The organism is Borrelia turcica IST7, assembly GCF_003606285.1.
Taxonomy (GTDB): Bacteria; Spirochaetota; Spirochaetia; order Borreliales; family Borreliaceae; genus Borrelia; species Borrelia turcica.
On the sequence record NZ_CP028884.1, the window covers coordinates 816,960 to 830,277 of the forward strand.

Sequence of the window (13,318 nt, forward strand, 5' to 3'; positions counted from 1 at the left end):
AATCACTCACTTGATTTATATGAAAATCGGGACGGTGGGATTCGAACTCACGATCCCCTGCTCCCAAAGCAGGTGCCTTAGCCACTAGGCCACGTCCCGATAATACGCGCCAATTAGGACTCGAACCTAAAACCTACAGATTAGAAGTCTGTTGCTCTATCCAATTGAGCTATTAGCGCTTTTAGAACTAAAATTGAGTATATCATGTTAAAAAAACCTTGTCAATAAAATATTTATTGCTTAATATTTTGTATGTTTTATAATTTTCTTATGCTTGATATTGATTTAATTGTAAATGAAGCTTTATCTAGATATCCGGATGTTAAGCCTTTTTTAAATTTTAAAAATAATTATGAACTTTTAATAATGGTGATTTTGAGCGCAAGAACAACTGATAATATGGTTAATAAAATTGCACCTAATCTTTTTAAAAGGTATGGGGATTTTGAAAGTTTAGCTAGTGCAAATTTAATTGAGGTGCAGAAATTGATTTATAGATTGGGGTTTTATGCAAATAAATCTAAGAATATCATAAACTGTGCACGTATGCTTTTAAAAAATTTCAAAGGTATTATTCCGGATAATATTTTAGATCTTATATCTCTTCCAGGAGTAGGTAGAAAGACAGCTAATGTTATTCTTGGCGTTGTTTATAATAAGCCTGCGATAATTGTAGATACTCATTTTAGCAGGGTTGTCATTAGACATGGAATTACCCTGGAGAAAACGCCTTTGAAAATTGAGTTAGATTTAAAGAACAAAATACCTTCTGAGAAACAATATAGGTTTTCTATGGCTATCAACAGGCACGGTAGAGACATTTGTACATCTCGTAGTAAAGATTGCAAGAATTGTTTCTTAGAAAAATTTGCACCAAGGCTTATTTAATTTTAAGATGAAATAAAATATTTAATGTGTTTTTTAAGTTTTAAGCTTATTGAAGCTAGTATTATATTAATTGATATTAATATGAACAGAGGTTTTCCCCATACCCAAAAATATTCTCTTCCCATTTCCATGTAGCTTAAAAGTTCTCCAAGGCTTGGATAAAATCTTCTATCTTCTTGTTGTAAATAGTTTACTACCTCAAATGTGGTTAGGCTTTTTGATATTTGTAGAGGAATTATTGATGATATTGATGAAAAAATTTCTGGGAATATGTGGTATATTGTTAGTCTAAGCTTACTTGAGCCCATGGTTTGACTTGCTTTAACATAATCAAGGTTTTTTATTATTAAGGTGCTATTCCTTGTTGCAAATGAGAATGGAATCCATCCGTGTATTAGAGCTAGAGTGATTGCGACTTCTAAGATATTATAATTTTTTTGTTTTGAAAAATAGTAGAAAATTAAGATTAATATGTAAGAAAATGGTAATGTTTGTAGTGATTCTATTAATTTAGATATTAACATGCAAGTTTTAAATTTAAAGCTTCCAATTATTATTCCTATAAAAATTCCAATTAATGCAGAAATTGTTGCGTAGCTAAATGAAAGTAAAATAGAGTTTCTAGTTGCAAGTATTAGTCTTGCCATTATATCTCTTCCCATTTTATCCGTCCCTAGAGGATTGTTAACAGTAGGTAGTTGAGGAAGTTTATTTGTTGATTCAGTGTATATTTTATTTGGATCTTTTCTGTATATTGCAAATTTTGAAGTTTCGTTAATTAAAAAGGGGAGTGTTATTAAGATTAAAATGAAGATTCCTAGTAATATAAGGTATAATTTTTTAAATTTTTCCATTATTATAGGACTCCTTTATAAGGGTTAATTTTATATATTAATATGTCACTTATTAAGTTTGCTATAAGCATAATCAAAACACCAACGAATATTAAGTCTTTATAAATAATATAATCATTATTTTTGATGGCATTGATTGTTAAAGAGCCTATTCCATCAATTCCAAACATTTTTTCAATTATAGATGTACCAAAGAAAGCTGTTGCAAGAGTAGATCTAAGATTTGTAATTATTGGGATTAATGAGGGCGTTAATGCATGACCTAGTATTATCTTTATTCTTTTAAGTCCTTTTGATTTTGCAGTTGTTATGTAACAAGCGGACAGATTTTTGTGTAGGGCTTGTTTGAAAATGACGGCATTAAATAGGAAAAATGAAAAAAACCATCCAAACCCACCTATTATTGAATTTTTTGGATTTATGTTAAGATAATAGAGAGAAGAAATTAGTAACATTACAGTAAGATTTCTTGGTAGTGAGTTTAGAAACAACATTATATAATCTAGAGTGTTATCTATGCTTTTATTTTTTACAAATAAAGTCCAAGCGATAATAAAAGAGATTGAAATTACGTAAGCAAGTATGATACCTGGGACTGATATTTTCAATGTATTTTTTATTTTATTGAAAATTACTGTCATTGTTGACTTTCCTTTTGTGAGTGGTGAGTAGGAAGGCGTTCCCCATATTAATCCCTTATACTTTATTTTGTATACTATGTATGAATTGCCTGCAATGTGTTTAGCAAAATAATTTTTACTTAGAGGCATATTAGGGTCAAAATCATATACTAGTTTATAACTTTCAATACTTTTAAGTAATCCAATGTATTCTAGGTATTCTTTAAATACATTTTTTTGAATAAATGGAATATTGGAATTGTTATTTGAGAATGTGTTTAACAATGATGCACAAAAAAATGTTGATATAATAATGTTTATTAATGTAAGGAATATATTTTTTAAAATAAATGTAGCTATAAAACTTACCTTCCTTTGTTAAGAATTTTAAGTGTCTCCAAATAACTTAATACAAAATAAAAAATTAGAGATATCACTATTGAGATTAAGTAAAAATTTTTATCTATGTTGTTATTTTTGGATGTGTTTTGTAAATGTAGAATCTTTCCTTGGTTGTAGTTTTCATTATCATCTGGATTTTTTATTATTATGGAATTTTTAGGATAGTATCCAATTTTACTTGCTTCTCTTAAGATTGCAGGTTTAGATATTTGTAGATTAATGTACCTTGTTTTTAACGTTTTCTGTGTTTCTTTTAATGTTTCGATATGATTTTTCATTAAGATTAAATTATTATGCAATTCTTTGTAGTTAACAATACCTCTCTCTCCAAATATTGGAGTGATTATGAAATAACTTATTAGACCTACATAAATTGACAATATAATTTTTTTTATCAAAAACATATTGCCTTGTAATTATATTCTTAATATATTATATTTACAAGTGTATAGACTTTTAAGTAAGCCTAATCTTTGTTAATTAGGTTTGGAGAATAGATTTAAATATGTCAGATTATAAGAGTACTTTTTTTATCAAGGAAGGTCCTAGAGAAGTTGATTTTGATATGGACCGTATATTTTTACATTCTTCGGTTTCTGGCAGTAGTGTTGGGCTACATTCTGATGAGATTAAAGAGCTTTTAGATGAAAAATTATTAAAATTAGATGATTCTTTAAAAAAAAGACATGGTGAGTTAGTTAATTATTTAAGAGAGGTTGATGATCGTATTTCAAGAGTTGAGGAGGGGATACGTCATAGTTTGGATTCTTCTCAGGAACTTGATAAACCTAATTTAAGAACTTCTGAAAATATACCTTCTTTCAATCATGCTAATACTAAATTGGAGAATGAGTTTGGTGAATTCTCTTTAAGAAAAGAAAATAGTTTGCCAAATATTGCAATTGATCAGGAAGAGTTGGATGCTTTACTTGAAGGATTGAATGACATTTCAAAGGATGGTAAAGAAACTTTATATGATAATGATTTAGATGATGGCTTGAATAAAGATAGCTTTGTTGAAGAACTTTCTAATATGGAGCTTAATGCGTCAGATAATAAAACCATTTATAACGAACCTTTAGAGGAAGGTAATAATAGGAGTACAGTTCCTCTAAAGGACACAGAAGATAGCGAATCCTTAGGTACTAATTTTGATTTTGAAAAAGAAGAGAATTTAATAGACGAAACTTCTTCTTTTGGGTTATCTAATGTTGCTGAGAGTGATTTTAATTCTAGTATGGATATAGATAGCAAGGTTGTTTCTTCTGATAGTGTTGGTTTTGGAGGAGATTCTTCTAATAAAATTGCACATGAGGACGCTGTTGAGAAACAAGAGGAATGTGATTTGGATAATCTTGCTTATTATTTAAATGAGAGTTTTAATGAAGTAGAATTTTCTGATGAAAGTTTGAATCTTTTAAATAAAGAAGAGCAGGAAGGAAGAGAACAGGAGTTGGCTAACTTTGATGAGGTTTCTGCCGGTGAAATTGATAACGATATAAATGATTATGATTTATTTTTGAATAAAGAAGATGAAACTGTTTATGATCAAAAACAGGAAATTGATGATGCTTCTTCTAATTTTAAAGAGCTTGACGATTTTGAAGATGTTTTAAAGACGGATTTAAATTGTTCAGATTTACAGAATTGTATTGACGATTTTGAAGAAGAAAACCTTTATAATAATCAAGTAGAGAACTTAGAGTATAATAATCAAGTAGAGAATTTAGAGGAGAGATTGGAGCATAGTGAAGAATTGAATTTACATTCTAAAACAAAAACGGAAGACAGTTTAGGGGGGGATGATTTATCTAGTTTTAGTTTTACTGAAGTTGAGAGGGTGATAAATAAGTTTGATGATAATGAGTATTTGAGTAAAATTGAATTGAGTAATGAGGAGAGGTCTGTTTTAATTAAGTTTATTGATAAACTGGAAGGCGACCTTGCATTTAGTACTAAGGGCAGTAGTTTTAAGAGTAGGCGAGAGTATGAGATTTTGCAGAAGATTAAGCGTTTATTAGTAAGAGAGTAGAATTATTTGTTTAATAAAGTACTATTTTTTATTTTTTATTACTGCAGTTTTATTTTTGTTTTTAACTTTTTTTTATTTTATTAGCAAGTTTATAAGCCAGATTGATTTTGACCTTACTTATTTAATAGATAATGTTAGAGCATATAATATAAAATTTTTTGAGGATTTAGATTTAGAACAATATTTCGATAAAACTTTAGGAGAACATGATTTAGTTAGCTCTTATTATTTACTCTCATCAGTTAATGGGATTTTAGTTTATAAAACAAAAGATGATTTGATTTATAAATTCTCAGATAGATTAGATCCAGTTCTTTTAAAGAGTAGTGTTTTTATAAAGAAATTTAAGGTTAATTTTGAATTGAGCAATGATGTAATTAGTTTAGTTGTGTATTATAATATCCTGCCAAAGAACAGGATATTATATGTTTTAAATTCTTATCTTGTTTTAATGTCTCTTTTTTATCTGCATTTTTCTATTTTTGTCTTATATTGCATACATCGAAATACTAATGGTGATGGTCATGATCATCGTGATGATGTGGGTGAGGATGATCATGTGCCTCGTGTGCATGATCTTCACTAGAGTGAGTATCGTTTATTTTTATATTTTTTTCTAAATTAAATACATCAAAGAAAGCCCATTTGTTAGTGATGTAGTAATAGTCTTCTTTATCTTTTTTAAGTAGAATATCTCTATCTTTTTCATTTTTGCTAAAGTAAACATCAATGTTGTTTACACTTTTATTATTCCATATGACTTCAATATTGTATTGAAGCTTATATTCGTTGATTTTAGTTTTATTTATTTCAAATCCATCTGTTGTGAATTCTTTGATAATTTGCAAGGGTTTTTCTTGTTTTAAAAGCTCTTCGTTGAAAAAATAAAGACCGTCTTTTCTAGTTATATTGTAATTATTTTGTATTGCATCTTCTTCATCTTTGTTTGGCTTACTAAGTACTTTTAGCGATAATCTTTCTAGATTTATGTTTTTTTCTCTGAAAAGTTTAGTATTTGCAAAGGTATTGTAAGAATTGCCTTTGTATGATAAGAAAATATTATTGGTTAAATACACATTATCGTCACTTCTTTTTATATAAGATAATCTTGAATCTCCTTCTCCTGGATTTCCAATAAATATTTCTGTTATCAAATTATTTTTATCGTCAAAAAGTTTAAAATCTGGTTTTTCTTTGATCCCTAGTTCTTTGTGCTTTTTGGAGTCTCTGCTTACAAGTTTATTTTTTTGCAAATTTTCTAGAGCTTTAATCATAGAAGTTACTCTTCTCTCATCAATTGGAATATTTATATCATTATAATTAAGCTCCCATCCTTTTTCTGTTTTTGTAAGAGTTCCCTCAAGCTCTGTCTCAATTTTTGCAATTTGAGTAAAATCAAGTTCAAATAATTTTTCTTCCAAAAGCCTTATAGTTTGATTTTTATTTGAAAATATTATCCCTAATAAAAATGTGGTAAGTAACATAACAATTATTATTATTTTTATGTATTCTTTTTTTTCTAACAATATGCCTTTATTCTCCATAAAATCTCCTTTATTAGTTGATTCTTCTTTTTTGGGTAAATCTGATAAGTCCAAATATTATTATTGCTATTGGCAATAAGATTAAATTTATGAGTATTAATAAAAATTTTGCATTTAGCATTTCTTGTGAAGAATTTACAAATTTTAGCTTAGAGCGTACTTCTCTTGATTTAATGCTAAAAAATGCTTCCTTTTGCATTAAATAATCTGAAATTCGTCCAGCAAGTTCAAAATTTGAAGGTGATCCATTGTACATATAATCACTAAATATCATACTTGAACCTAGAAAAATTATTTTTGAATTTTCGGATTTTTTGTCATTATATAAACTTTTAATTTGTCCTTCCACATAATATCCTAGAATTTTTTGTGTATCTTCTTTGTCAAAGGTTTTTGGAACATCAAATGAGTGCATCGCTATACTTGAAATATTTTCATCGCTAACTTGCCAAGATTCTTTAGAGCTTGCAAATAAAGGTAAGTAGTTTATTTCACTCTCTTTGTTTTCTATAAGTTCTAGTGAATTACTCCAAGGAATTAAAGCGTCATAGAAATTTTTAAATAAAGGATTTTTTGGATCGATAAGGCTACTTTTGTCAATTAATATCCATGGGTGATAAATTTGGAAGTATCCTCCTAAGAAAAGATTTGGAGCTCTTTTATCAAGGATAATATTTTCATTATATTTAATTCCATAACTTTCAATTAGATTAAAGAGTGGAGATTTAAGTGGAGCTGTTGCGTATGGATTTTGAGGATTATAATCTATTTTACTTGTAGCAAATAATACTTTTCCGTTGTTTACAATAAATTCATCAATTTTTTTAAGTGAGTCATTGTTAATTTCTTTAGCACCAATTATAAATAAACCATTGATGTCTTCTAATGGTTCCTTGTTGATGTTTATTTCTTTAATATCGGTTTTGAAAGCTTTCTTCATTATTTCTATGAAGCTTTTATGTGTTTCTTTTAATGTTTCGTCCCCAAAAACAAGTCCTAAGACCTTTTTTGTATTGTTGATTAATTTATCTAGACTACTTGCAAGTTCATATTCTAAATTTCCAATCTCAGTTACGATAGGAAGTACCTCTCGTTTTCCTTCATAAATTATTTCAATTCCTGAATAGATTTTAAGTATGGAGAGTTGATTGATGTCTCTAAGGTCAATTTGTTGAGATGGAATTCCAATTTGTTCTAGGGGAGAAGATACTTTATCAGCATCTATTTCTCTGTAAATTACTTGTCCATTTGAGGCATCAGAAAAACTTGTTAGGAAATTTTTTATTTGTTCTGGAAATGCAAAATAATTGCCAAGACTTGAAGAGTTATAGTAAGTAATATATATTTTTTCATTTGCATTTGAAAATAAATCTTTTGTAACTGAAGAAATTGTGAAAGCTTTATTTTTAGTAAAATCTATTTTGAAAACGAAAATAGATATGTTACAAAGAATTAGCAATATTATTGCAAGGTTTAAAATTAAATTTAGAATCTCGTTATGTTTGCTTCTCATAAATAATTATCTCCATTTTTTTAATCTTATGCTATATGAACTTAATATGAGGAATGTAACTGAAAATGTAATGAAGTAAATAAGATCAGATAGGTTTAGTATTCCCATATTAAAGTAACTAAAGTGGTTAGCAATTGAGATAAAGTTGAGTATTTCTCCAAGTATGTTTTCTTTTCCAAATATCATTATTAGTTTTCCTGAAAATATTATTAATATTAGAATGAACACGGTTAATATGTAGGATACTATTTGACTTTTAGTAATAGAAGATATGAATACTCCCATACTAAGAACGGAATAAGAATAAAGAATTATTCCTAAATATTGAAGAAATACTATTCCAAGGTCAAATTCGCCCATAAAAATTGTCATTATTGTAAGAGGTAATGTGAGAGCGAAAAGTATTAATGTAAATATTTTAAGTGTAATGAATTTTCCAACTACTATTTCTTGTGGACTTATTGGCAGTGCATAGAGTAATTCAATGCTTCCTGTTTTGTGTTCTTCTGAAAAAACTCCCATACTAAGTGCTGGTAAGACGAACATTAAAACAATTGGCATTGATGAGAAATAAGACATTAATGAGGCATTATCTTTAATGAAAAATCCGGAGAAAAAAATGAAAGAAAAGTTTACAAACAATAGAAAAAATAAGATTACAACATATGCTGTTGGTGTACCGAATAAAACTTTTAATTCTTTTTTTGACAAAGCTAGAGATTGCCTTAAGTTTATTTTCATTATTTTCTCTCCTTTGTTAGTTTACTAAATATTTTTTCTAAACTTTCATGTTTTGGTATCATTGCTTTTAATACTATACCTTTACTTACAACATAATTAAAGAGTTCTTTTTCCGTTTTATCAGCTGCAAGTTTTAATGAAATATTGATTTCGTTTTCATTTTCTTCTGTTTTTACTAATGTAAATATATCATTATTGATAAAATGTTCTTTATTTATTCCAGGATCTTTGTAGACAATTAGATCTAGCTCAGTTTCTTTAAGTCTGTTTTTAGCTATATTTTCCTTAGTATCGTCAGCAATAATCTCTCCATTGTTAATAATGATTATTCTCTTACAAATTGACTCGACTTCGCTTAAAATATGAGAAGAGAAGAGTATTGTGCTAGTTTTTTCCAGTTCTTTTAAGAATTCTTTGAATTCTATAATTTGATTTGGGTCAAGTCCATTTGTGGGTTCATCAAGGATTACAAGCTTGGGATTATTTAATAAAGCTCCAGCTATTCCTACTCTTTGTTTGAATCCTTTTGATAAATTAGATATTAATTTATTCTTCACGCTTTCGAGTTTAAAAATACTTATTGCTTTGTCTATTTCTTTTTTGGGATTTTGAACGCCTTTTATTTCTGAGATAAAATTTAAATATTCATTGACAGATAATTCAGGATAAAGAGCTAGTTTTTCAGGTAAGTATCCTACATTTTGCAGTATTTCTGTTGGATTTTCTGTGATATCTTTTTCAAAAATTTTTACATTCCCCTTGTTGGGGTAGTGAAATGATGTTAAAATTTTGATTAATGTAGATTTTCCTGCTCCATTTGGACCAAGTATGCCAAGTACTTCTCCTTCGTTAACTTTAAAGCTAACATTAAAGAGAGCTGTAAATGAACCATATGTTTTAGTGACATTTTTTACATTTATCATATACTTCTCCTTAGATACTAATATTTTATAATAAATTTATTTTTATCTGCCTCAAGCCTCATTCCGTCTTTTGTTAAAAATATTTCTCCATTTGGATATTCTTGCTTTGCTTCATTTAGTAATTCACACAAGTCTTTATTTAGCGTGTATCTTTCACTAAAATGAATGAGGCCTGTTTGACTAACCCCTGCTCTTTTTGCAATCAATGCTGCTGATTGTGCCGTTAAATGCAATTTCTTTTCAGCTTCCTTTTTTAATTCATTTTTAAATGTACTCTCAATTATAATTAAATTAAAGTTTTTAATATGTGTGATTAAATCTTCAAAATAGCCTGTATCTGTAATGTATGCAAATTTTAATCCCTTTTGAGGTTCCCCTAAAACCTCGGAGGGTAATATTTTCCTTTCATTAAGGATTACCTCATGGCCATCTTGTAGTTTTTTTCTAATATGTTCTTTTGGGATATTAAGAATTTCTGCTTTTTGGTTATCAAATTTCCCAGGCTTATCTTTTTCTATAAATAGATATCCGACACAATCTACAGAATGTCTTAGTTTTCTATATTCAATTCTTTTTCTTTTATCTTCATATAAAATCTCATCTGTTTTATTAATTATTATTTCTTTATAGATTATTTCGTAATTTTTATGTACTTTCAAAAGTTCAATATTTGTTTCTAAATACCTTTTAATTCCAATGGGCCCTATGATAGTGAGGGGCTCTTTTCTTGTTTCTCCACTTTGTGCCATAAGCATTACTATCCCAAGTAAACCTGTAATGTGGTCGGCGTGTAAGTGTGTGATGCATATGACTTTGATTTTTTGCCATGATATTTTTTGTTTCCTAAGAGACATTTGAGTAGCCTCTCCACAATCAAAGAGAAAATTGTCTCCATAGTATTCTACTAAAACAGAAGTTAAATATCTGTTATGTAGTGGTCTTGTACCCCCTGTACCAAGAATATTAATATTAAAACTCAAAAATACTCTCCCAATTCTTTTTTTTTGTCTTTAATGAATAAAAATAAGAGTGAAGTTTTATTTTAAGAATAAACGAGTAAACTACATTGGTATTTTGGATTTCCTTTCTATTTTTGATTTTAATAGTAAATGCTCCTTGATATTTTAGTGAAAATATTTATCTCATTAAAACATAAGCAGACACTATTTTGCATTTACACATTATATTATTTTTTTCTAAATTTAGATATATTGCAAATAAAATTATTTGTTTCTTGATAGAATCTTGAGTATCTGCTAATGTCATAATAACTTGGAAGACTAATTTTCCTTTCAATATAATTTAAAATACTTTGAGATAAATATGGTGTCATTGATATACCTCTTGTTCCTAGTCCATTTAATATGAATATATTTTTGTATTTTGGATGTTCTCCAAGGAAAGGTTCTCTATCAAGAGTAGAGGGTCTTATGTGCGCTTTGTGTTGGATGATTTTGTAACTTAGGTTTGTAATTTTTTTAAGTTTGTGTATAAGTTCCTCTTTTGCCCATTCATTTGTACTTGTGTCTAAATTTTCCCATTCATAAGTTCCACCAAGATAGAATTTATTATCTTGTAAGGGTATTAATGAGACATGTCTGTTGTAAACTTCTCTAAGATTTAATCCTTTGATCTCTAATATAAGAATTTCTCCTTTTGCTGGTTTGAATGGGAGATATGAGAAGAGATTTGTAGTTGTTTCTTTATACCCTCTTGTAAATATTAATTTTTTAAATTTAAATGCATTGATTTGAAATGATTGGTCATTTATTTGAATTGCCTCTTCATTGATTTCTGCTTTGATATATGCATTGTTTTTTATGAAGTATTTTCTAAGGATTTCTATATACAAATTTGTATTAATGACGGCTCCCTTGATTAGCATGCCTCCATCATTATCAATGGAACAATCGTGAATTTTTTCATTGATAATTGATAATATGAAGTTTTGTATAGTTTTGTCCTTTTTTATTTTTAAAATAAGTTCTTCTTTCTGTGTTTTTGTAGTAAATGGCCTAAAAATAGGCTTTTCTTCTAAAAAACTACAGTTAATATTTTTTTCAATGTCTTTATAGTATTGAATTGCGAACTTGAAAATTTCAGGTTCTCTCCAAGCAAGGTTCATTTTTCTTCCCATAATAGGATTGATAAGACCTCCTGCTACAGTTGTCGCCTTTTCATCTTCATTATCAAATAAAATCACGCTTTTTTTTCTCTTAAGTAGCTCATAAGTTAAAGTACTTCCAGCAATACCGCCTCCAATGACTGCAAATTCAAATTCCATTAATAATACCCCTTTTTAATCGTTGACCTCCGTCAATTAAGATTACTTCTCCTATAATAAATTTTGACTTGATTAAAAAATTTATTGCTCTTACTATCGTGATTAGTATAGTTTTTGAATAATTTTTTGATGTTTTGGGCATTTAAAAACCTTTTGTTTTTAATTATAATATGTATCATTATATTTGTTGAAAAGGTAAAAATATGGACTGTAAAGATATAAAGCAAACAGAAATAAATCAATCATTGGAGTTTGCATTAAAAAGTAGAGCAATAGTTATTACAGGGGAGATTAATAAGGATACTTCAAAGTTATTTCAGGAAAAGATATTATTTTTGGAAGCGTCAGATGATACGAAACCTATACTTGTTTATATTGATTCGGAGGGTGGTGATATTGATGCTGGGTTTGCTATTTTTAATATGATACGATTTGTGAAACCTAAGGTTTTTACAATTGGAGTTGGACTTGTGGCTAGTGCGGGTGCTTTGATATTCTTAGCAGCAGATTCAAAGAGTAGATTTTCTTTGCCTCGTGCAAGATATCTATTACATCAACCTTTAAGTGGTTTTAAGGGAGTTGCTACTGATATTGAGATTTATACAAATGAACTTAATAAAATTAAGAGAGAACTTAATAATATTATTGCAAAAGAAACAGGGCAGAAGCTTTCTAAGGTAGAAAAGGACACGGATAGAGATTTTTGGTTAAATAGTAAAGATGCAATGAAATATGGCCTTGTCTTTAAGATTGTTGAAACTAGACTTGAGCTTGAAAAATTTATTTCTTAGTCTTTTAATTCTATCTTGTAGTTCACCAAAAACAGAGTTTAGCATTTTAGAGTTTAGTGTTGGTAATTTAAATCAAAATTTTGCTTCTCTAAATTCATTATTAGATGTGGCTTACAATGTTTTTTTGTCAGATTTTGATTTGGTGATTATTAAGAACTTAAATAGTCAAGAGGAGTTGGATTTAGTTAATAATAGGGTTTCATTTGGGAGTTTTAAGAATTCATATTTTATTGGTCAAAACAAGAACTATTCCATTGGTGTTCTTGCTAAAGAATCGGTTAAGATTAAGATTTTAAGCTTTGTTGAAGGGTTCTATGAGCAAAGACTAGGTATTGTTATTGATTTTAAGTTTAAAGGGAGCCATTATGGAATTGTTATTTTTAATTTTAATGATGAAATAAGTAATAATTTAGATATTTCTATTGTTGATGACCAGGTAGCATATTTAAATTCTCAATATGAAAATTTGATTTTTATCTTGGATAAAGCAGAACTTATTATTTTGAATGTAATCGTTAGAAAAGGGTTTTTTATTTTGCTTCAAGATTCAATTAATCCAATGAGTATAATTAACAATGTTAATTATAGAATTTATTCTAATTTTATAGCTCAAATATCTCTTCATTCTTTATTATATGTTCTTTTAAGCTATTTAAATGATGAATTTTATTTGGACAATTTTCCGAAAAACATTGTTATTAAGTAAACTTTTCAAATATTTAGTTA

Annotated in this window: 14 protein-coding genes and 2 tRNA genes; 5 read left to right on the forward strand and 11 right to left on the reverse strand. The window is 28.0% G+C overall.

Annotated features, from left to right (window positions below):
* Positions 1–26: 26 nt before the first annotated feature.
* Together DB313_RS03895 and DB313_RS03900 are read right to left on the reverse strand one after the other, a co-directional pair.
* Positions 27–99: transfer RNA gene (locus DB313_RS03895), tRNA-Pro, on the reverse strand.
* A gap of 6 nt (positions 100–105) precedes the next feature.
* Positions 106–179 (reverse strand) — tRNA-Arg (locus DB313_RS03900).
* A 73-nt stretch (positions 180–252) separates the two neighbouring features.
* On the opposite strand from DB313_RS03900, the gene DB313_RS03905 reads away from it, so the two are divergent.
* Complete coding sequence (locus DB313_RS03905) at positions 253–888, forward strand: endonuclease III domain-containing protein (protein ID WP_174220852.1); 636 nt, start codon at positions 253–255, stop codon at positions 886–888.
* Positions 889–890: 2 nt separating this feature from the next.
* Here the strand turns inward: DB313_RS03905 and DB313_RS03910 are convergent, their stop codons facing one another.
* The 3 genes from DB313_RS03910 to DB313_RS03920 are packed head-to-tail and all read right to left on the reverse strand — an operon-like array spanning position 891 to position 3,168.
* Positions 891–1,742, reverse strand: coding sequence for an ABC transporter permease subunit (locus DB313_RS03910; RefSeq protein ID WP_120104513.1), 852 nt, complete (start codon positions 1,740–1,742; stop codon positions 891–893).
* Positions 1,743–1,744: 2 nt separating this feature from the next.
* Positions 1,745–2,722 (reverse strand): ABC transporter permease subunit, encoded by a 978-nt coding sequence (locus DB313_RS03915; RefSeq protein WP_120104514.1) that lies wholly within the window; start codon positions 2,720–2,722, stop codon positions 1,745–1,747.
* Positions 2,723–2,727: 5 nt separating this feature from the next.
* Positions 2,728–3,168, reverse strand: coding sequence for a septum formation initiator family protein (locus DB313_RS03920; protein WP_120104515.1), 441 nt, complete (start codon positions 3,166–3,168; stop codon positions 2,728–2,730).
* Positions 3,169–3,269: 101 nt separating this feature from the next.
* Between DB313_RS03920 and DB313_RS03925 the strand changes: the two genes are divergently transcribed.
* On the forward strand, positions 3,270–4,796 hold the full coding sequence (locus DB313_RS03925) for a membrane-attack complex/perforin family protein (RefSeq protein ID WP_120104516.1): 1,527 nt from the start codon (positions 3,270–3,272) through the stop codon (positions 4,794–4,796).
* Between the two features lie 55 nt (positions 4,797–4,851).
* The gene (locus DB313_RS03930; protein ID WP_120104517.1) at positions 4,852–5,382 is read left to right on the forward strand and encodes a hypothetical protein; all 531 of its coding nucleotides are present in this window, start codon (positions 4,852–4,854) and stop codon (positions 5,380–5,382) included.
* On the opposite strand, the gene DB313_RS03935 is transcribed toward DB313_RS03930, so the two are convergent.
* From DB313_RS03935 to DB313_RS03960, 6 genes are all read right to left on the reverse strand, one after another.
* Positions 5,306–6,340, reverse strand: a complete 1,035-nt coding sequence (locus DB313_RS03935) for a DUF4340 domain-containing protein (RefSeq protein WP_120104518.1) — start codon at positions 6,338–6,340, stop codon at positions 5,306–5,308. The two genes, DB313_RS03930 and DB313_RS03935, sit on opposite strands and share 77 nt — an antisense overlap.
* Before the next feature lie 13 nt (positions 6,341–6,353).
* On the reverse strand, positions 6,354–7,853 hold the full coding sequence (locus DB313_RS03940) for a Gldg family protein (RefSeq protein ID WP_120104519.1): 1,500 nt from the start codon (positions 7,851–7,853) through the stop codon (positions 6,354–6,356).
* 6 nt (positions 7,854–7,859) lie between these two features.
* A complete protein-coding gene (locus tag DB313_RS03945) occupies positions 7,860–8,594 on the reverse strand; it encodes an ABC transporter permease (RefSeq protein ID WP_120104520.1) in 735 nt (244 codons plus the stop codon).
* Positions 8,594–9,517 carry an ABC transporter ATP-binding protein gene (locus DB313_RS03950; RefSeq protein WP_120104521.1) on the reverse strand — a complete coding sequence of 308 codons (924 nt, stop codon included), beginning with the start codon at positions 9,515–9,517 and terminating at the stop codon, positions 8,594–8,596. Before DB313_RS03950 ends, DB313_RS03945 begins: the two co-directional genes overlap by 1 nt.
* 17 nt (positions 9,518–9,534) lie before the next feature.
* A complete protein-coding gene (locus DB313_RS03955; RefSeq protein WP_120104522.1) occupies positions 9,535–10,497 on the reverse strand; it encodes a ribonuclease Z in 963 nt (320 codons plus the stop codon).
* 206 nt (positions 10,498–10,703) lie between these two features.
* Positions 10,704–11,801, reverse strand: coding sequence for an NAD(P)/FAD-dependent oxidoreductase (locus DB313_RS03960; RefSeq protein ID WP_120104523.1), 1,098 nt, complete (start codon positions 11,799–11,801; stop codon positions 10,704–10,706).
* 203 nt (positions 11,802–12,004) lie between these two features.
* Between DB313_RS03960 and DB313_RS03965 the strand changes: the two genes are divergently transcribed.
* Together DB313_RS03965 and DB313_RS03970 are read left to right on the forward strand one after the other, a co-directional pair.
* Positions 12,005–12,592: an ATP-dependent Clp protease proteolytic subunit gene (locus DB313_RS03965; protein WP_120104524.1), complete on the forward strand. Its 588-nt coding sequence runs from the start codon at positions 12,005–12,007 to the stop codon at positions 12,590–12,592.
* Positions 12,573–13,298 carry a hypothetical protein gene (locus DB313_RS03970; RefSeq protein WP_238614520.1) on the forward strand — a complete coding sequence of 242 codons (726 nt, stop codon included), beginning with the start codon at positions 12,573–12,575 and terminating at the stop codon, positions 13,296–13,298. Before DB313_RS03965 ends, DB313_RS03970 begins: the two co-directional genes overlap by 20 nt.
* Positions 13,299–13,318 lie beyond the last annotated feature (20 nt).